The organism is Exiguobacterium sp. s146 (genome assembly GCF_018618415.1).
Classification (GTDB): domain Bacteria; phylum Bacillota; class Bacilli; order Exiguobacteriales; family Exiguobacteriaceae; genus Exiguobacterium.
This window is the reverse complement of record NZ_JACSMA010000001.1, coordinates 823811-843566: the sequence shown is the minus strand read 5'-3', so window position 1 is coordinate 843566 and position 19756 is coordinate 823811. Positions and strand designations below refer to the sequence as shown.

19 protein-coding genes are annotated in these 19756 nt (G+C 53.6%); 5 read left to right on the top strand and 14 right to left on the bottom strand.

Annotated elements, in window-relative coordinates; all coding sequences use genetic code 11:
* Nucleotides 1-96: 96 nt before the first annotated feature.
* The 4 genes from KNP83_RS04350 to dnaE form a co-directional block, all read right to left on the bottom strand.
* Nucleotides 97-1032, bottom strand: a complete 936-nt coding sequence (locus KNP83_RS04350) for an acetyl-CoA carboxylase carboxyltransferase subunit alpha (RefSeq protein ID WP_214760867.1) — start codon at nucleotides 1030-1032, stop codon at nucleotides 97-99.
* Nucleotides 1025-1879, bottom strand: a complete 855-nt coding sequence (gene accD / locus KNP83_RS04345; RefSeq protein ID WP_214760864.1) for an acetyl-CoA carboxylase, carboxyltransferase subunit beta — start codon at nucleotides 1877-1879, stop codon at nucleotides 1025-1027. Before accD ends, KNP83_RS04350 begins: the two co-directional genes overlap by 8 nt.
* Nucleotides 1880-1893: 14 nt before the next feature.
* Nucleotides 1894-2448, bottom strand: coding sequence for a FadR/GntR family transcriptional regulator (locus KNP83_RS04340; protein WP_021065617.1), 555 nt, complete (start codon nucleotides 2446-2448; stop codon nucleotides 1894-1896).
* 74 nt (nucleotides 2449-2522) lie between these two features.
* Complete coding sequence (dnaE, locus tag KNP83_RS04335; RefSeq protein ID WP_353048510.1) at nucleotides 2523-5693, bottom strand: DNA polymerase III subunit alpha; 3171 nt, start codon at nucleotides 5691-5693, stop codon at nucleotides 2523-2525.
* Nucleotides 5694-5795: 102 nt separating this feature from the next.
* On the opposite strand from dnaE, the gene KNP83_RS04330 reads away from it, so the two are divergent.
* On the top strand, nucleotides 5796-5987 hold the full coding sequence (locus KNP83_RS04330) for a YtzJ family protein (RefSeq protein WP_214760859.1): 192 nt from the start codon (nucleotides 5796-5798) through the stop codon (nucleotides 5985-5987).
* A gap of 18 nt (nucleotides 5988-6005) precedes the next feature.
* Here the strand turns inward: KNP83_RS04330 and KNP83_RS04325 are convergent, their stop codons facing one another.
* Nucleotides 6006-6971, bottom strand: a complete 966-nt coding sequence (locus KNP83_RS04325) for a DHH family phosphoesterase (protein WP_214760857.1) — start codon at nucleotides 6969-6971, stop codon at nucleotides 6006-6008.
* Nucleotides 6972-7048: 77 nt separating this feature from the next.
* Between KNP83_RS04325 and KNP83_RS04320 the strand changes: the two genes are divergently transcribed.
* On the top strand, nucleotides 7049-7363 hold the full coding sequence (locus KNP83_RS04320) for a YtpI family protein (RefSeq protein WP_251139179.1): 315 nt from the start codon (nucleotides 7049-7051) through the stop codon (nucleotides 7361-7363).
* Between the two features lie 43 nt (nucleotides 7364-7406).
* On the opposite strand, the gene KNP83_RS04315 is transcribed toward KNP83_RS04320, so the two are convergent.
* Nucleotides 7407-8717: a DRTGG domain-containing protein gene (locus KNP83_RS04315; RefSeq protein WP_214760855.1), complete on the bottom strand. Its 1311-nt coding sequence runs from the start codon at nucleotides 8715-8717 to the stop codon at nucleotides 7407-7409.
* 161 nt (nucleotides 8718-8878) lie between these two features.
* Between KNP83_RS04315 and KNP83_RS04310 the strand changes: the two genes are divergently transcribed.
* Nucleotides 8879-9976 (top strand): M24 family metallopeptidase, encoded by a 1098-nt coding sequence (locus KNP83_RS04310; protein ID WP_214760853.1) that lies wholly within the window; start codon nucleotides 8879-8881, stop codon nucleotides 9974-9976.
* A 44-nt stretch (nucleotides 9977-10020) separates the two neighbouring features.
* On the opposite strand, the gene KNP83_RS04305 is transcribed toward KNP83_RS04310, so the two are convergent.
* Together KNP83_RS04305 and KNP83_RS04300 are read right to left on the bottom strand one after the other, a co-directional pair.
* On the bottom strand, nucleotides 10021-10743 hold the full coding sequence (locus KNP83_RS04305) for a metallophosphoesterase family protein (protein ID WP_214760851.1): 723 nt from the start codon (nucleotides 10741-10743) through the stop codon (nucleotides 10021-10023).
* 12 nt (nucleotides 10744-10755) lie between these two features.
* Nucleotides 10756-11481, bottom strand: coding sequence for an SDR family oxidoreductase (locus KNP83_RS04300; protein WP_214760849.1), 726 nt, complete (start codon nucleotides 11479-11481; stop codon nucleotides 10756-10758).
* Nucleotides 11482-11664: 183 nt separating this feature from the next.
* On the opposite strand from KNP83_RS04300, the gene KNP83_RS04295 reads away from it, so the two are divergent.
* Nucleotides 11665-12102 carry a universal stress protein gene (locus KNP83_RS04295; protein WP_021065608.1) on the top strand — a complete coding sequence of 146 codons (438 nt, stop codon included), beginning with the start codon at nucleotides 11665-11667 and terminating at the stop codon, nucleotides 12100-12102.
* A 48-nt stretch (nucleotides 12103-12150) separates the two neighbouring features.
* Here the strand turns inward: KNP83_RS04295 and KNP83_RS04290 are convergent, their stop codons facing one another.
* The 5 genes from KNP83_RS04290 to tpx form a co-directional block, all read right to left on the bottom strand.
* Nucleotides 12151-13173, bottom strand: coding sequence for a serine hydrolase domain-containing protein (locus tag KNP83_RS04290; RefSeq protein ID WP_214760847.1), 1023 nt, complete (start codon nucleotides 13171-13173; stop codon nucleotides 12151-12153).
* Nucleotides 13174-13326: 153 nt separating this feature from the next.
* Nucleotides 13327-13920 (bottom strand): 3D domain-containing protein, encoded by a 594-nt coding sequence (locus tag KNP83_RS04285; protein WP_214760845.1) that lies wholly within the window; start codon nucleotides 13918-13920, stop codon nucleotides 13327-13329.
* A 421-nt stretch (nucleotides 13921-14341) separates the two neighbouring features.
* Nucleotides 14342-15553, bottom strand: a complete 1212-nt coding sequence (locus KNP83_RS04280) for an acetate kinase (RefSeq protein ID WP_214760843.1) — start codon at nucleotides 15551-15553, stop codon at nucleotides 14342-14344.
* Nucleotides 15554-15679: 126 nt separating this feature from the next.
* Nucleotides 15680-16567, bottom strand: coding sequence for a class I SAM-dependent methyltransferase (locus KNP83_RS04275; RefSeq protein ID WP_214760841.1), 888 nt, complete (start codon nucleotides 16565-16567; stop codon nucleotides 15680-15682).
* Nucleotides 16568-16666: 99 nt separating this feature from the next.
* Nucleotides 16667-17155, bottom strand: a complete 489-nt coding sequence (gene tpx / locus KNP83_RS04270; protein ID WP_214760839.1) for a thiol peroxidase — start codon at nucleotides 17153-17155, stop codon at nucleotides 16667-16669.
* Nucleotides 17156-17310: 155 nt separating this feature from the next.
* Between tpx and KNP83_RS04265 the strand changes: the two genes are divergently transcribed.
* Nucleotides 17311-18129 carry an NAD kinase gene (locus tag KNP83_RS04265; protein WP_214760836.1) on the top strand — a complete coding sequence of 273 codons (819 nt, stop codon included), beginning with the start codon at nucleotides 17311-17313 and terminating at the stop codon, nucleotides 18127-18129.
* Between the two features lie 43 nt (nucleotides 18130-18172).
* Here KNP83_RS04265 and KNP83_RS04260 read toward each other — a convergent pair whose 3' ends face one another.
* Entirely contained in the window at nucleotides 18173-19744 is a 1572-nt protein-coding gene (locus tag KNP83_RS04260) for an amidohydrolase (protein WP_214760834.1), read from the bottom strand.
* Nucleotides 19745-19756 lie beyond the last annotated feature (12 nt).

Below are 19756 nucleotides of genomic sequence, written 5' to 3'. Positions count from 1 at the left end.
TACAACACAAGTATGTGAAAAAAAAGCATGGGGTGTGCTCAAAAGCAGTCAAACCGTGAGTGAATTAACGTGAACGTAAAGCGATTGTTAACGTTTTCACGAGCCAATTGTGCCAATTTCATGATATTTGGCAGCGCGCCCTTGCAACAACTCGTTTTGAGTCCGGTCTCGCAACTCAGTCACGTGTTGTGCTAATACAGGCTTTAAGAGTGATGACTGTAATGACACATCGATATGCGCCCCACCGAACACCTCGGTGACGACTTCATCGACAATCCCTAGTTTCAACAAATCTTGCGCCGTAATCTTCATCGTTTCCGCCGCGCGTTCCGCGAGTTTCGCGTCTTTCCAAAGCAGGGCAGCCGCGCCTTCTGGTGAAATGACCGAGTACGTGCTGTTCTCGAGCATGAGCAACCGGTCGCAAACACCAATCCCGAGCGCCCCGCCCGATCCGCCTTCCCCGATGACAATCGAGATAATCGGAACTTTCAACGTCGCCATTTCGAACAAGTTGCGCGCAATCGCCTCGCTTTGTCCACGCTCTTCGGCCGCTTTCCCTGGGTAGGCGCCTTTTGTATCGATGAACGTGATGACCGGACGATTGAACTTCTCCGCTTGCTTCATGAAACGAAGCGCTTTGCGGTAACCTTCTGGATGTGGCATCCCAAAATTCCGTTTCATATTCTCTTTCGTGTTGCGTCCACGTTGGTGACCGATAATCGTCACCGGGACGCCGTCGAGTGTGGCCAATCCCGCTACAATCGCAGCGTCATCATAGCCGTGACGGTCACCGTGCAACTCGATGAAATCCGGGAACAGGCGATCGATATAATCGAGCGTCGTCGGCCGTTTCGGATTTCGCGCCAGCTGCACGCGATCCCACGGTTTCATATTCCCATAAATGTCTTTTTCTAATCGATGAAGCTTCGCTTCAAGGTGACGAATCTCACGGGATAAATCGATTCCTTTCGTTTCCGCCGTCTCGCGCAACTTCCCGAGCTGTTCATTCACTTCTTTGATTGGATCAAACATGATGGACCCCCCCGCCGTGTAATTCGATCATCTGCTTCAGGAACGAACGCATCTGTTCACGATGAACGACGGCGTCCAGTTGGCCCGCTTCTAATAGAAACTCGGCAGTTTGGAAGTTGTCTGGCAATTTTTCACGAATCGTCTGTTCGATGATACGACGACCGGCAAAGCCGATTAAAGCTCCAGGTTCGGCGACGTTCACATCACCGAGCATCGCGAAACTGGCCGACACACCACCTGTTGTCGGATGCGTCAAATAGGCGACATACAATAGACCCGCCTCGTCATGTTCTTTCAAGGCGATTGACGTATTGGCCATCTGCATCAAGCTGACCATGCCTTCTTGCATGCGGGCACCACCCGAGGCCGTGAACAGGACGACCGGCAACCCGTCTTTCGTCGCGGTCCGGACCGCCGAGGCGATCGCTTCTCCGACGTAGGCGCCCATCGAGCCCATACGGAAACGGGCATCCATGACGCAGACGACGACGGGTAACCCGTCAATCGTGGCACGACCGCAGACAATCGCTTCCTCAATCCCAGTTCGCTCCCTGTCTTTTTTCAATTTATCTTCATAATCTGGAAAATCAAGTGGGTTCTCTTTGACGAGTGGTCCCGCAAATTTTTCAAACGACCCGCTGTCGACCAACATGTGAATCCGCTCATCTGCACTGAGCGGGAAATGGTAGCCGCAATCACACACTTTATGATTCTCGTTCAACTGTTTCGTGTAATGCATATATTTACAAGATGGACATTTCGTCATCAAGCCCTGTGGTGCATCAATCTTTGGTTCTCGTTGACGCAATGGCATATATCGTTTCGGTTTTTTGAAAAAAGCAGTCATCGCTTCCCCCTCGTTCATTCCGGCATCCCCGCCCCACGCCACATCTCCAACAATCGTCTACGTTCGTCTTCCGTATATAAGTCGCCCGCGTCCGTGCCGTCATAAAATCGGTTCACTTCGCTCCAGATTCGAATGAACAGTTCATTCTTTAATCCGAAGATGAGGTTCTGCCGAAAGGCACGGTCCGTTTCGACGCTCGACTCGAGCAAGGCGATGCGTTCCGGGGTCGGTTCGACCTCGGTCAACGCCAAGCGCTCGAGCAAACGTAACATGTCAACGATGTCCGACGCCTTCGTCTGTTTCGTGACGATGAACTCTGACAAAATCTCAATGTAACGGTGCCGATCCTGTTCGCACAAAAACGTGCCGCCGCCGTGCTTCGTCTCGACAATCCCAAGGAAGCTGAGAGCCCGCAACGCTTCGCGGACAGAGGCACGGCTGATGGACAACGTTTCAGCGAGTTCCCGTTCTGACGGGAGACGGTCGCCCGGCTCGAGTGCGGCCTGGACGATTAACGTTCTGATTTTAGAAATGTTTTCGTGAAAAGAGGACGCGTGTTTTCCATGCATCTGACCGTTCAACTCCCTTTTGAATGGCATTATCTCTAAAGTGGTCAGACCAATTAAACAGATTATACCACTTTTTATGACTTGGTACTAGTTCTCGCGCCGGGCAATTTCGTGTCGACCCGTTTCAACACGACATCCGTATCGCCGAACCGCTGCCGCAATCCGTGCAACAAGGCTTCGGTCGGGTTGACCGCATACGTCGAGGCGAGTTGTTTCACTTCTTTTGAATCAGAGAACCGGCAAATGACAGGGACATCCCCCGGCGCCGTCCGCAATAGCTCTTCTAAGTCGGCGAACGACTCCAGACGCAACCGGACGAACAGCGCTTGACCGTGGAGCGGGCGGACGCGTTCGACGACGAGTTGGCGACGTCCGTCGCGTTCATTCGGATGGACCTCGAGCAAGAGGACGTTCCCGACGTAGAGCGAACGAGAAAATTGGGCGAACACGCGCGGGAAAATAACGACCTCGTCTTGCGAGACGCCGTCATCGACCATGACGACACCCATCTCTTCATTCTTTTTCGTCTTGAACGTACGAATCGCATCGACGTAGACGACGATGAATCCGCGTTCGCCGTTCAACACTTCATCAATCGTCACCGTCTCAATCGAGAGCGGCGCGACCGTCGTCAAGGGCGAGTGGACAATCCACGTCCCGAGCGCTTCCCGTTCTTCTTCGGACCAGTTCGGCTCGATTGGTGCCGAGCGCTTCAAGCCGAGTGCGGACAGCTCATCCGGGAGCAGATGCGTCTCCGTCTCTTCCCGAAGCCGTTCGACCGCCTCGAACGCCCGGCGGCGATCCCCGTGATACATGCGGTCGAGGGCACCGGCTCCAAGTAGGCGCCGCAACTTCGGTTGGTCTTTCGAACCCCATTCCATCAGTTCGAGCAGACGTTTCACGTCGGTGAATTCGGTATGGTGTTCAATCAAACGCTCGACGTCCCGTTTCGTCAAGCCTTGGACCGCCTTCAACCCGAGCCGGACACCCGGACCTTCTAAAAAGGCACCAGCTTGACCATGCAAGACGTCAGGCGGATAGACAGGAATTTTCCCTTTCCGCAGCATGCGAACGAGTTGGTTCGTCTTGTCGTACGTGACGAGATAAAAAATCCGCTCGAAGTGCGCCTTCACGAAAGCCAAGCGATAACTGATCAAGCTATAGGCCACCGCGTGCGAACGGTTGAACCCGTAGCCGGCGAACTTTTCAATCCACGAGAACACTTGCCGCATCGAGTCATCGTCGAACCGCTCCGACGAACGTTCCAAGAAGCGGCTCTTCTCGACGTCGATGGCCGCCACATCTTTCTTGGCGATGGCACGGCGAATCAAATCGGCCTCGGCATACGAGTAGCCCGCAAGTTCTCGTAACAGGCGCATGACTTGCTCCTGATAGACGAGCACGCCGTTCGTCGTCCGCATAATCTCCCCGACGACCGGATGGACCGGCTGGTACGGCATGCCATGCTTTCGCTTCGCATACGTGTCGATAAACTGCATCGGGCCCGGACGATAGAGCGACATCGTGACGACGATATCCTCGAACGCGGTCGGCTTCACTTGTCGGAGTGCTTGTTTCATCCCTTCCGACTCGAACTGGAAAATCCCGTCCGTGTCGCCGCGGGCGAGCACCCGCAACGTCTTGGCGTCATTCAACGGAATCGTCTTCAGCGAGAACAGTTCGTCCGTCTCGCGAATGAGCGTCTCCATCTGTCGGAGTCTCGTCAAGTTACGCAGGCCGAGCAAATCGATTTTCAAGAGGCCGAGCGCTTCGAGATCCTTCATATTATATTGGGTCACTTGTTCCCCTGCCGTCGGCTGTAACGGAGTGACCTCATCGAGCGCATCGCGACTGAGCACGAGACCGGCCGCGTGGACCGAGGCTTGCCGCGGCAAGCCTTCGAGTTGGGCGGCGATGTGTAACAGTTGCGATCGCTTCTGACTGCCGGCGAACCATTTCATCTTCGTCGGATTGGCCATGATTCCGGCCAACCCATCGTCTTTCACTTGTTTGCTGGCGGCCTGCCCTTCTTCGAGTGTCAGCCCGAGCGCCCGCGCGACGTCACGCAGCGCCGCTTTTGCTCCGAACGTCGCGAGCGTCCCGATTTGGGCGGCATGATTGGCCCCGTATTTGTCGAGGACATAGCGGACGACCTCGTCGCGCCGTTCGTCCTCGAAGTCTAAATCGATATCCGGCATCGTGATTCGTTCCGGGTTCAAGAAGCGTTCGAACAACAGCTCGAACCGGACCGGGTCAACCTCGGTGATCTGAAGCGCAAAACTGACGAGCGAGCCGGCCGCAGACCCCCGCCCCGGACCGACCTCGATGCCTTGCTCCCTGGCGTACCGGACGATATCCTCGACGATGAGGAAGTATGAGGCGAAACCGGTCCGCGCGATGACGTCGAGTTCATAGCGGGCCCGTTCGATATATTCTTCTTGGAATAAGTCGAGCGCCTTCAATCGTTCGGCGACGAGACGTGTCAGCCGGTCGACCGCATGTTCAATCTCGGGGATGGACGAGGTCGCTTCCGGCAAGCGCGTGACCGAGACGAGGGATTCGAACTGATTTAACGCCTCGAGTTCAATCGGATCGAACCAATCGTTCATCTCGCTCGGCAGCCGCACGTACTTCCCTTTTCGATGCACGTCTTCTTGCGAGATGAGTTCACCTTTGCCGATGGCGACGATGGCGCGATACGCCTCGAAATCCTCCGGTCGCATATAACACGTGTCCGGGGCCGGGACGAGCCGCGTCCCCAGTTCGTCACGCATCTCACGCAACTGACGGAGCATGAGCGTCTGTTCCGTCGTCTGGGGTGCCGGCAACCCGAGCCATAGTCGGTCTTCATTCACATAACCGAGCAAATGGTTATAGAGGCGCCGGCGGTGGACCGGGTCGTTCGCTTTCCAGTTCTCCGGCAACACGAGCACCGCCAGTTCGGTCGCTTCGGTCAAGCCGTCGGCCTGGACGATGCGGTATAGTTCGGGCACTTGTTCATCGTTCAACGCATAGACGAGGACGGAGACGTCGAATCCATCCATCCGCAACGTCGTCCGTAACCCGATGACGGGCTTGACCGCGTAACGTTCACATAATCGGACGAACTGCGGCAAGCCGTACAACGCATCGTCGGCCAAGGCGACCGCTCGACTTCCCCGTTCGGCCATCTGGGCGACATACTGTTCGAGCCGAATCGTACTTTGCATCAAGCTATAGGCAGATCGTACATTCAAGTGGATCACAAGAGTCCCCCTTTCTTTTTTCACAATTGTCAAACTCATTTTGGCACTTGTCTGATACAATAATTATAGACAAAACTTCTCCTAAAAGGGGGTATAAACCGTATGATTATTAATCGGGGTAAAATCGCACGTGACAAGTTAGAGAATTTGCAGAACGGTCAGACCGTCTTCGCCGACAGTCCGGAGATTATCGACCGGCTCCGCCGCTACATCGCCGAGTATCAACTCGATGTCGTCGAGGATGTGACCGACCGCGGGACGTGGTTCATTCCACAAGAACAGGATAAACGCTGAAGAGAGCTGACCAACGGGTCAGCTCTCTTCAGTTTCGAACGTGAACGGGGCCGCGACCTCATCGAGCGCTGCAATCACCTCGTCCATCTCTTCCCATTGATCGATTGTGGCACCGGCTGCCATCGGATGTCCGCCGCCGCGATAGCGCTTCGCGACTTCATTGATGACCGGTCCTTTCGAACGGATCCGAACGCGAATCTCGTCCTTGTTCTCGACGAACATGACCCAACACTTCAAGCCCTCGAGTCCTGAGAAGCTGTTGACGAGCAACGATGCCGCTTCCGGTGTCGCATGGAACGTGCGCAAGACGTCGGCATCGATTTTAACGTATCCGACGCCAGCCTCGGTCACGTTGACGTTTTGTAGCACATAGCCTTGGAGTTGTAACGTCGCCAAGTTCGTCTTATACATTTGACGATATAGTCGATTCGTGTCGATGCCATACCCGATCAAGTCGGACGCGATTTGGAACGTGCGCGGCGTCGCGTTGCGGAACTGGAAGCGGCCCGTGTCGCCGACGATGCCGGCGAACAATAGGAAGGCGGACGCCTCGTCAAGTTCTAGCCCCCAAATCCCCGCAAGTTCAGCGATCATCTCTGAGGTTGAACTGACCGTCGTGTCGACGATTTGATGTGTCGCATATGCATCCTCGTCCGGGTGGTGGTCAATCTTGACGACTGTTTTCCCGGTCAAGGCGTGCGGTCCATCAATCCGTTCCTGGTTGGCCGTGTCGAGCACGATGACGAGCGCCTGTTGATACATCTCGGGCTCGACATGCTCCATCTTCCCTAAAAATTCTAAATCGCGGACGATACCTCCGACGACATAGATTTTTTTTTCGGGATACGCGACTTCAAGAATCCGCTTTAGTCCGAGCTGACTCCCGAGCGCGTCGGGGTCGGGACGGACGTGTCGGTGAATCATAATCGTGTCCGCCGCCTCAATCAGTTTTAATATCGTTGCTGCCTCTGGCCAATGTGCCATTGCCATTCCTCGCTTTCTTGAACACTATTCTATGGTATGATGATAACAGATTACACGTCTGAAAGGGGTTTCTTCACTTGGGTCAATTAGTTATGATCGGACTCATTCTGTTTTCGTTAGGTGCCTATTTCGTGTCTAAACGACGCGCTTACTTGACGAAGACACCGTACCGGAAAGCGCTGTTCAACACGCAAGCGCTCATCTGGCTGAGTATGTTTCTCGCACTCTTCGCTGTCAACCAAATGATCGGCGGGCTCGGGCTCGGCTCGACCATCGGTTGGATCGTCAGCATCGCCATGCTCGTCTTAGGTGTCGGCAACGCCATCGTCGGCTTCATCCGCTACCGCAAAATTTATCCGCTCGCTAGCGAAGAGCCAATCAACCAATCATAAATGAAACAGAAACGAGCTGATGATGGCATCAGCTCGTTTTTTGTTACCGGTCGATCAGTTGGGCCGTGACGAGCGCCTTGGCGACGAGTTGCGTCCCTTGCGTCATCTCGACATCGACTTTCCCAAACTTTCGACCCAGGTCGAATACGTTGGCCGAGACGCGGATTTGACTCTCGATTTGAATCGGCTTCATAAAGTAGACCGTGATATTCTCGACGACGAGGTCGCCTTTTTTCATGTGACGCAGACTCCGAGTCGCTCCTTCGACGAGCAGCGTCGTCAACACCCCTGACGAGGCCGTCCCCATATGGCTCGTCATCTGCGGAGCGACTTCGACGGTGAACGCCGTCCCGTTCGAGGTCGGGTCCTCCTTCAACTGGTTCGTGATCATATTGTCGAACGTCTCGCCGACTTGCGGTTGACGGTTGGCGAGCTGGAGCGCCTTCAACACGTCTTGGCGGCTGATGATGCCGAGCAGCCGGCCATAGTTGTCGACGACCGGCAGCATCTCGATGCCTTCCCATACCATTTGGTGGGCCGCGTTCGTGACGCTCGTCTGAACGCCGACCGTGATCGGGCTCTTCGTCATCACTTTCTCGATTTCCGTGTCATGCGGCCGGTCGAGCAAGTCTTTCGCCGTGATGACACCGACGACTTTCATCTGCTCGTCGATGACGGGATAGCGGTTATGTTTCGTCCGTTCGTTCAGTTCGTGCCACCGTTTGACCGTATCGTCGACTTTCAAATAGAACGTGTCGTGCAACGGGATGACGATATCCGACACGAGTAGAATCTCTTTTTTGATCAAGCGGTCATAGATGGCCCGGTTGATCATCGTCGCGACGGTGAAACTGTCATACGACGTCGAGATGACCGGCATGTGATACTTATCGGCCATCCGTTTCACTTCATCGGTCGTGTCGAATCCCCCCGTGATCAACACGGCGCCGCCGGACTGGAGCACGAGCTCATGCGCCTTCTCCCGGTTTCCGATGATGACGAGCGAGTCGACGTCGATATACCGCATCATCGCCTCGAGCTTCATCGCCCCGATGACGAACTTCGAGAGCGTCTTATGGAGGCCGTCCCGGCCACCGAGCACTTGCCCGTCGACGATATTGACGACTTCCGCGAACGTCAGCTTCTCGATATTCTCTTTATGTTTACGCTTGATGCGAATGGTGCCGACCCGTTCAATCGTCGAGACGAAGCCTAGATTCTCCGCTTCTTTGATGGCCCGATACGCCGTTCCTTCTGATACCGCCAATTCTTTCGCGATTTGGCGGACCGAAATTTTAGATCCGACATCGAGCGACTCGATATGTGCTATGATCTGTTCATGTTTTGTTGTCATGTCACGAGTCCCTTTCCTCAATACATTTTCTGTCATCCTCAGTATACTGTATCAGTCGTTCTTCTTCAAACTGTACTACTGAAAATGTGACATTTCCTTTCCGTTTTGGAAAACGGTATAATGAGACAGAACGCCAATGAACGAGAAGGAAGGGAAACGAGTTGAATCAACGAACCAACCATATTGCACAATCTTTGGCCACTAAAGGGTTAGACGCCGCTTTCGTCACGTCGAAAGCATCGGTCTTTTACTTTTCGGGAGTATACGCCGAGGCGCATGAGCGGCTCATCGCCATCCTCGTCTTGAAGAACGGCACGACCGCTCTCGTCTGTCCGGCACTTGAAAAAGGAATCGTCGAGGCGAGCGACTGGAACGGCGATATCGTCACGTACATGGACCACGAAAATCCATGGGACAAAGTCGTCAAACTGTTCCTCGACCAACAGATTATCCCCGAGCGCATCGGGATCGAAGGTGAGCACTTGACGTACAACCGTGTCGAACAGCTCCGCGCCGGCTTTGCCGGTCTGTCGATTATCGATTTGACGGAAGAGCTGCAGGCGCTTCGCATGATTAAGTCACCGGACGAGGTCCGTTTGATGAAACGTGCCGCCGAACTCGCCGATATGGCGATTGAAGCCGGCATTCGCGTTTTACGTGAAGGTGTGACCGAGCTCGAGGTCATCGCCGAAATCGAATATGCGATGAAGAAACAAGGTGTCCGCGAGATGTCGTTCGACACGCTCGTCTTGTTCGGTGAGAACAGCGCCGACCCGCATGGCGTGCCTGGCAACAACCGCCTGAAGAAAGGTGACTTCGCCTTATTCGACCTCGGTGTCATTTGGCAAGGATATGCCTCGGATATCACACGTACCGTCGTATACGGTGAAGCGAGTACGAAGCAACGTGAGATTTACGAGACCGTCCTCAAGGCCGAAGAAGCCGCCATCGAGATGGCGAACGTCGGCACGACGCTCGGCTCGATCGATATCGCGGCCCGCCAAGTCATCACGTCGGCCGGCTACGGCGAGTACTTCACGCATCGCGTCGGGCACGGACTCGGCATCGAAGTACACGAATTCCCGTCGATGGCTGCCAACAATGATATGACGGCCCAAGTCGGGATGACGTTCACCGTTGAACCAGGGATTTACCTCCCAGGTGTCGGCGGTGTCCGGATCGAGGACGATATCGTCATGACCGAGAGCGGTCCGATTTTGTTGACGAGTTATCCGAAGGCGCTTCAAGAAATCAATTGAGTCACAAACAAAGACCAGCCGCGCGCGGCTGGTCTTTGTCATGGTCAATAGAACAGTCGGAACATGACGTCACGTTGCGGCACGTCATGCCGCTCCATCGCTTCAAGAAACGCCCGCTTGTCATAACGGACTGACCGCGGATGGATGGCGAACCCCGTCTCATCCCATTCGAGGACGCCATAACGGGCCAAGTCGTCACGAGCGACACCGAGCGCACCGGGGTTGAAATAGTGTTTCGCCTCATCCCGGAACATGTGCTCCGGATGATGATGACCGAAGCAGATGACGTCCGCCTCATACGCCCCGTACAGCGACTGCATGTTCGAAAGCGTCGCCTCGACGATGTCATGGAACGGCTCCTCGGTGATTGGCACGCCCCGCTTCTCAGTCGGAATATGATAATGGATGCCATACACCCGCGTACCCTTGACATCGCGTTCGATGGTGCGTGGCAACTTGAACAGCGCATCCGCATAGGCGGGTTTCAGCGTGCGCGCCACCCACTCATGGTGCGGTTTCGTGTGGACATAGCTTTCAGGGTGCCCTTTTCCTTCCAAAAGTGAGAGCACCGCCTCATCGTGGTTACCGGTAATCATGTGTACCCCGCGGTCGAGCAGACGTGCCATCACTTCGTTCGAGTCGGGACCCATCGCAATCATATCGCCCAAACTCCAAATCTCGTCGACCTGCTGGCGGTCAAGCTCGGCCAGCACCGCATCGAGCGCTTGGGCGTTCCCGTGGATATCGGTCAAGATGGCCAATCTCATGTGGTTCCCTCCTTATTTACGATATTGATGGACGACGTTAACGCCGCCGGTCACATCGATGACGGCACCTGTGACCATATCGGAATCACGAGCGAGCAGGAAGAGAATCATGCGGGCGATGTCCTCGCCCGTCCCGTGTCGTCCGACCGGCGTCTGGTCGTCCGGTTCGGCCGATTCGATTCGCATCTCTTTTTGCGCCCCGACGATATTACCCGGGTTAATCATGTTGGCCGTGATGCCGTACGCCGCTTCCTCGAGCGCGACCGATTTCGTTAAACTGACGAGACCTGTTTTGGCGGCCGCGAACGCCGACCGATGAATCCAACCAGGCGCCGTCCCACTTTCCGGGAATCCGTACGTGATGATGCGACCGAACCGTTTCGCCCGCATGCTCGGGATGGCCCGACGCATCAACCAAAACGAGGCCGACAAGTTGCCGGTGATGACTTCGTCCCATTCCTCGTCCGATAAATCGACGAGACACTTCCGTTCAAAGATGTATGGTCCGGCGTTCAAGATGAGCGCATCTGGCTCTCCAAATTTGGCCACTGCCTCTTCATAGCCGTTCAAGACAGCCTCGCGGTCCGTCAACGGGGCCTCGACCATATGTAACCGTTCATGTTCCCAATCGATCGGCTTCCGCTGCAATACGCTGACGTGCCAACCTTCCTCCAATAATCGTTCCGTCACAATGCGGCCAATCCCTTTCGCACCGGCCGTGATGACTACATGTTTCATCGTCATCCCTCCTCTGTATCATCTTACCCGTTCCGGTCGTCCATTTCCAAACTTCAACCTGTCCCATCAGAAAGTTGTGAAAATTTCACACATTTCTGAAAGAACCGGGCGTGAATTTCAAGAGAAGTGGTATACTATACATGTAAGCCGCACGTACATTTCAAGCGAAAGGTTGGGATTTACATGGCAATTGTCTACAAACATATCCTATCTGCCGTCGACGGCTCGAAAGAGGCCGAACGTGCATTTGAAACAGCAATCGACGTTGCACTTCGAAACGATGGCAAACTGTATATCGGTCACGTCATCGATACACGGACATTCGCCACGGTTGAAGCGTATGACCGGACGATTACCGAGCGTGCTGAAACGTATGCGAAAGAACTGCTCGAGGACTACGTCAATCGCGCGAAAGAACGGGGCGTCAAAGAAGTGGAGACGGTCATCGAGTATGGTTCTCCGAAAGTGACGATCGCTAAAAAGATTGCACCGAATCACGACATTGATCTCATCATCTGTGGAGCGACCGGATTGAACGCCGTCGAACGCTTCTTCATCGGTAGCGTCTCTGAAAGCATCGTCCGCTACTCGAAGTGTGACGTCCTCATCGTTCGCCAATAATGAATCAAGGGCCAGCGCGCATGCGTTGGCCCTTTCGTGTGGAGTCGCTTATGGCATCGGGTCGTTAGTCGACCGAACCGTCTCAGCCGCCAGATCACTGAACTCGCGAAGATAATCGAGGTATCGGTCGCCCCCATAGTTATAGCGCTTATTATACATCCTGACGACGACGGCTCGATAGGCGGGAATGACCAATAGCAACGGCCCGGTGTTCCCGAGGATTTGATACGATCCTGCCGGTACAGCCTCCCCTAGTTCGCTCCACGCTTTCGGCTCGCCTTGGACATACCAGAACAGCCCGTTCGTCGGGAACGTTGAGTTGGGATATGCCGGACTTTGAATCGATGTCGCGATACGAATCACTTCTTCCGGCACAATCTGAACGCCGTGATGCCGTCCGTTATTTAAATGAAGATTGCCCCATGCTGCAAATTCTCGCGCAGTCGAATGTAGGTTCGACCCCATCCCATCATCAAATGGATACAACTTATACGACGCTTCCTCGTCAGGATCGTCCACGACTTTGACGAGACTCGGTGCCGCGTCAGTCGCCCATTCCGTCCGCGAGAGTCCCATCGGCCGAAACACCCGCTCTCTCAATAAGTGCGTGAAGTCATATCCATACAACCGTTTAAACAAATCCGTCACGATTTCGACGTTCACGCCCCGATATGCCCATCCTTTACCCGCCTCGAACTCCCGAAATACCACACCCGCCTCATCCCGGTTCAATCCGTGTGAGTGCGTGACCACATGCCGAATCGTCGTCCCTCGAAACGTGTCCGCGTCACACTCGTCAAAATAATCAGAGACCAAATCATCAAGATGCCGAATCTTGCCCTCAAACAACACATAGGCAATCGCCAGCCCTAAATAACTTTTCCGGGCCGAAGCGACGTTGAACATCGAATTGACGTCAACGACTTTTGTATCATGATTCGAATGGAATCCGTCATACTGTTCGAATACGATGCGATTGTCTTGCAGGATTAGCAGCGCGGCGGCACTGCTTTGATTCAAATGCTGAATAGCCTTCACATATGAGACCAACGTGTCGTAAGTCTTCTCCACGTCAACTCCCCCCTTTCAACCTGCATATGATTTTCTCGATAACCATTCAATTTCCTTCTTCTTAAAGCGTCACCCCTCGATTCCCATCGGTGGAATTCGTTTCAGCGCATCAAAAAAGGACCACCGCAAATGCGATGGCCCTTCGTTCACGTATTATAACACCTTGACAGTAACCGTCTTACGACCGAATTTGAGAGCTGAACTCTGCGAGTACATCAGGATGTCGATTTTGTTTCCTTTGATGGCGCCGCCTGTGTCAGCCGCTGTGTATGTGCCCATTAACTTTCCACTGACGTATACTTGTACTTTTTTACCAAGCGGGATAACGCGTGGGTCGACAGCGATGACATTACGTTTTTGTGCCCGTACGTTCCAACCTAGTGCTGTCACGCCTGAGCATCCTTTGCAATACGGTGTGTATGCCGATGCGTTCATCGTATATGTTTTCACACTAGCCTTCGCGACCGTTTTCTTCACGGTGCGTAAGTACTTTGTAGCGATCCAACCTGCCTTGCCTTTGTAGTTGACGCGAATCCAAGCTCCTTTTGAGCCGGTACGCTGAAGTTGTTGTCCTTTATTGATTTTCCCAATCACTTTACCGCTGAGCGTCCCTGCCGAGCGGACGTTCAATCCGTTGACCTGGCTTTGTACGTAAACCTTTGAAGACGCCTCAACTTGTTGTTGGGGTAAGAGCATAGCGAGTGTCATGACCGTCAGTAGTAAGACCGTTCCAATTTTTTTGAGCATGTGGTTTGTCCTCTCCTAGTCGGTTTGTTAGTTGTAAGTTCGTGTTGTCGAATCTGTGGTGCTGTTCCAGTTGAAACATGTCGAATCGATTACCGAATGTTTCGTCCAGATAACTATATGACGAATCGTATGACCGTGCGTTTACAACTAAAATTCATTTGAGTGTCATCAAAGTTACGGTTGTATTACAAAACCGCCATCTTTTAAGGAAAGATGACGGCTTGAATAAAAAACTTTATGTTTCGTCATATTAATTCCCAATTAAAGGAATTAATATGACTTGATTGTTACGTAACCGTTGTTTTCTTCTGCCGATTGTTACAAAAGCAAATTTTATACTGCGTCCAACGTCATATGAATTATGACAAAAGCACTAAAAAAAGCCCGTCCCGTATAAATCCGGAACGGACGCTGCAACAAATTAAACGTGTGACTCGACAAGGTTGGCGACGCGAACAGTATCGCGCGCGATGACCAATTCTTCATTCGTCGGGATGATGATGACTTTGACCGGTGAGTGCGGGTAGTTGATGAACAACTCTTTACCGCGTGCTCCGTTGTTGAGCGATGGGTCCCAGTAGACGCCCATGAACTCAAGGCCACGAAGGATGCGCTCACGGATGACGTCAGAGTTTTCTCCGACACCAGCTGTGAAGATGATCGCATCGACACCGTTCATCTCTGCCGCATATTGACCGATGTAGCCATGGATACGGTTTGAGAAGATTTTGAGCGAGACTTCGGCACGGTGGTTGCCTTCAGCCGCTGCCTGCTCGATGTCACGCAAGTCACTCGAGATACCCGAGAGACCGTAAACACCTGACTCTTTGTTCATGACGTTCAATACGTCTTCAGCTGACTTGCCTGTCTTTTGCATCAAGAACGGAATAAGGGCCGGGTCAAGCGATCCCGAGCGCGTTCCCATCGTAATTCCTTCGAGTGGCGTGAAGCCCATCGTCGTATCGATCGAACGACCGCCGGCAACCGCTGCGATTGACGCACCGCTACCGAGGTGGCACGAGATTAAACGAAGGTCTTCAAGCGGACGGCCGAGAAGTTCAGCCGCACGTTGCGTGACGTACTTGTGGCTCGTTCCGTGGAAACCGTACTTCCGGACGCCGTGCTCCGTGTAGTACTCGTATGGAAGGCTGTACAAGAAGTTCTCTTCCGGCATCGACTGGTGGAACGCCGTGTCGAAGACCGCAACTTGCGGCACGTTCGGTAAAATCGTTTGGAACGCACGAATCCCCGTCAAGTTTGGCGGGATGTGGAGCGGTCCAAGTTCGACGAATGATTCGATGTTCGCCATGACTTCATCGTCGATGACGACCGAATCCGCGTACAACTCTTTTCCGTGAAGGACACGGTGACCGACGCCAGCGATTTCATCGAACGACTGGATGATATCAAGGTCGATCAATTTTTCGAGCGAGAGCTCGACCGCTTCTTTATGTGAATGAAGCGGCGTGACGATATGGAACTTTTGTCCTTCGCCATATTTAATCGTGAAGATCGCATCTTCTTTCCCGACACGCTCGACGAGCCCGACGGCGAGCAACTTCTCAGATGGCATCTCGAGAAGTTGGAACTTTAATGACGAACTACCTGCGTTGACTGCCATAATTTTTGTCATGTCATACACCTCTTACCTTTCGATTTAAACACGAGTCTTTATCTGTTCTCTTAAAAACCGATAACTGTATCATAATGAAGATACTTGATATGGCATATGTTTTTCAAGTCTTTTGCCCAATAAAAATTATGTTGTTTTAAACCAATCGTCAATCTGTTTCACAATATTGGCAACAGCGCGCACGTCCGTGAACGATGGCAACTCGACGAGGAGTGCCTGTTTCGGGCGTTTGACGCCTTCCCCAAGCTTTTGCAACATCAAGAGGCTTTTCGCATACCGCTCATCTTTGAACATCGTCGTCGGCAATTGAAGAACACCTTTGACAACGGCCTCGCGGTCCATCCACTGTTTTAATTTCCCTTCGTCATCCTGTTCAAACAAATTGTTCGGAATGACAAAGACCCCGTGACCGCCTGGTTTCAAATGACGCATCGCCTGCTCGATCAACAAGAAGTGCGAGTAGGAATGGCCTTCGTTCCGTTTCAAGGCATAGCTTGACGCCATGTCGTCGTTCGGATAATAACCGATCGGTAAATCGACGAGCGCCAAGTCGCTCGGTTCGACGAATAGCGGTGCGAGTGCGTCTTGATGGAAATACGACACCGGTTTGCCGAGCAAGTTGCTGATCGCGTACGACAGACGAAGCATCGTCTCATCGACTTCGACCGCCTGCGCGGTGGCATCTTTCAATTGCGTCAACACGGCGTGGACGAGAGTGCCCGTCCCGCTGCCGAGTTCGAGCACGTTCGCCCCGTCTTTGACGAGCTTCGTCGCCAAGTACCCTATGAACAGGCTGACGGCGTCTGGCGTCGGCTGGTGGTTCGGCGGGAGCGTCGTCGTTTCCTCGAGGACGAGCAGACTGACGGCTTTGCGGACATCATCCGTCTTCTCCTGTTCGACATCGACACGCTCAAACACTTCAATCAATGCCTCGAGCGGCAACAGGTCAAGGTCGGTCGTCAGCTTCTTCGCTTCTTTCTTCCAATCGCGATACAGTTGTTCAAATCGTTCCATCTTCGATCATCCTTTCCATACAAAACCGGCCCTCTTGTGGAGAGCCGGTCGGTTCACTTCTATTAGTGTAAGCGATTCGTGGTCGTTTCGCCAAGCGAATCAGTTCGCAGCGTCAAACGCCTCGAGTGCCGCGTCGAAATCGACTTCCTCTGTCATCTCTTCCATGTACTGAACGTACTGGACCGTACCAGCCGAGTCCACGACGAATACCGAGCGTGCGAGTAGACGGAGCTCTTCCATCAATACGCCATACGATTTTGCGAACGATTGGTCGCGGTGGTCCGATAACATGATGACATTATCAAGGCCTGACGCCGCACACCAGCGACGTTGCGCGAACGGCAAGTCGTTCGACACCGTCAAGACGGTTCCCCCGAGCGATGCCGCCTTCTCGTTGAAGGCACGTGTTTGCGTGTCACAGACACCTGTGTCGATCGATGGAACGACACTAATCAATTTCTTGCCTGGGTATGACGCGAGCGTCACTTCTTCAAGTGCCGTCGTGAGCGCTGTAAAGTCCGGTGCCGTATCTCCGACTTTGACCGGGTTCCCTTGCAGTGTAACGGTATTGCCTTTAAATGTTGGCATCGTTTCATCCCCTTTAACATGATTTATACTTCTTCATCATAGCGATGGCGCCGTCTTGATGACAAGCATCCTGCCTCAGACGGCCTGATTGTGATTTTCCCTATATCGAGCGTCTAAAACGCTGTATAATGAAAGAGACTCAATTGACAAAGGGGATGACTAGGATGAGAAACAACGTTTATTTGTACCATCGTAACGTCAACGACTTTACTAAAGAAGTAAAGAAATTAACCGAGATCGGTGAGAAATACGGCTTCAACGTCGTCAATCGTCCGGAAGACGCCAACATCATCGTCGCCATCGGGGGAGATGGCGCGTTCTTGCAGGCCGTGCGCTATACGGGATTCCGTCAAAATGCCATCTATGTCGGGTTCGGCCGCGGCTTGAACGAGTTTTACTGCGACTTCGATATACATAAGCTCGACGAAGTCGATCGCTTGTTCTCGGACAACAGCGCCCGCATCGAAGCTGGTCTCGAGGTGCGGAAATACCCGCTCTTGTCGGCGTCCATCAATGAATCGACGCCAATGCTTTGCTTGAACGAAGCCTCGATCAAGTCGAGTATCATCAAATCGCTCGCCATCGAAGTGTATATCGACGATCTCCATTTCGAGACGTTCCGCGGCGACGGCATGGTCGTTTCGACACCGACTGGTTCGACAGCGTATAACAAATCACTCGACGGCGCCATCGTCGACCCGCTCATCCCATGTATGCAAGTGAGCGAGATCGCCTCGGTGAACAACAACCGCTACCGTACGCTCGGCTCGTCCTTCATCGTGCACGACTCGCGTAAACTCTCGCTCCGCATCGTCGAGGATGGGAACGACTATCCGATTATCGGCATGGACAACGAAGCGCTCAGCTTGAAATACACGGACCGCATCGATATCGAACTGTCCGATCAGGTCGTCAAGACGGTCAAACTGAAAAACAACTCGTTCTGGCACAAAGTCCAGCGTTCATTTTTCTAAACGATAAAAGGCTAGCCGTCCCTCGTGGACGGCTAGCCTTTTCTTATGCGTTGACGACGTCGGCTTCATATACCGGCGTCCCCTCGACGACCGTCATGACGAGTCGATTGTCGAGGATGTCGCGTCCACGCAGGTCGAAGAAGTCCTCTTCCCATACCGTGAACGTCGCGTTATAGCTTTGAATCAACAAACCGTCGCGTCCGTGTGTGCCCGTGGCGACACGTGGCGCATACGTGAAGCTGCGGAGTGCCTCGTACATCGATAGGCGTTCGGGCGGGTTGAGCGCGCCAGACTCTTCAAACGACTGACGCGTGACCGCCGCATACAACCCTTTGCGCACATCGACGGTAGAAATCGGGGCGTCACTGCCTCCAAGGACGAGCGCGCCCGTATCGAGCATCGATTTGAAGCGATACGCGTCATCGACGCGGTCGTTGCCGAGCCGGTCAAACAATAAGTTCATGTCGTCCGACAAGAAAATCGGTTGGGCATCGATTAACACCGGAAGCGCTTGAATCCGTTTCAAGAGCGAGTCGTTCAAGAGTGAGGCGTGGATGATGCGATCCCGCGTCCCGCGCTTGGCCGGATATTTCTCGAGCAGCGTGATAAACTGTTCGGCCGCCGCATCCCCGATCACGTGGGCCGCCACGTTCATCCCGTATGACCGCGCCTTTTTAACGAGTGCCTCGAGATGGTCCGGGCGATGGACCTCGATTCCTCGCTGTGCCGGATCATCCGTGTACGGTTCGGACAAGAGTGCCGTCCGTCCACCGAACGAACCGTCGACGAACAGTTTCATCGCCCCAAAATCAAACCGCGGACGCTTGACGAGCGCATCGTGACGAATCAACGTGTCGACGACTTGTTCATGGACGAGCAGATGCGCGTGGAACGGGAGGTCCGCCAACACGTTTTCATACGCTTGAATCGTCTCGAGTGGGTCGCCGTGATAAAACAGGTCTTCTGTATGGGCGTTGACGATGCCGTGTGCGAACAACGAGTCGATGGCCCGGTGGAGCGAGGCGACGTTTTTCTCGCGATTCCCGCCCAGCTCTTTGTGGAGCAGGTCGAGCGCTGCATCGTACAGCACCCCGTTCAACTTGCCGTCCGCATCGCGTCCGAGCTTCCCGCCTTCGATGACGGTGTGATGAATCAATCCGAGCCGCTCCAATCCTTTCGAGTTGACGACGGCGACGTGGCGACAGACCCGCTTCAACACGACGGGACGGTCCGGGATGACGGCATCAATCATCTCGCGCGTCGGCATCTCGCCGAGCAGACGGTCATTGAACCCTTCCGCGACGATCCAGTCGTCGTTTCCGTCCTTTTGCTTCATCGATTCGAGCAGCGCTTGCAAATCTGTCGTCTCGGTCGCATCGATTCGGTCGAGCGCTTCCCCGTACCCGATCAAATGGATGTGCGAGTCGGTGAACGCCGGATAGACGCTCTTCCCTTCTAGATTCACAATGTCTTTGATTCTCCCGGCGTATGTACGACGAAGGTGGCCTTCTTCCCCCATCTTCAAAATCCGGCCGTGCTCGACGTACATGGCGCGCGCCTGTTCATGCTCTTTATTCATCGTATAAATCTTTCCGTTAACCCATAGCGTTCCCATCACAAAATTCCT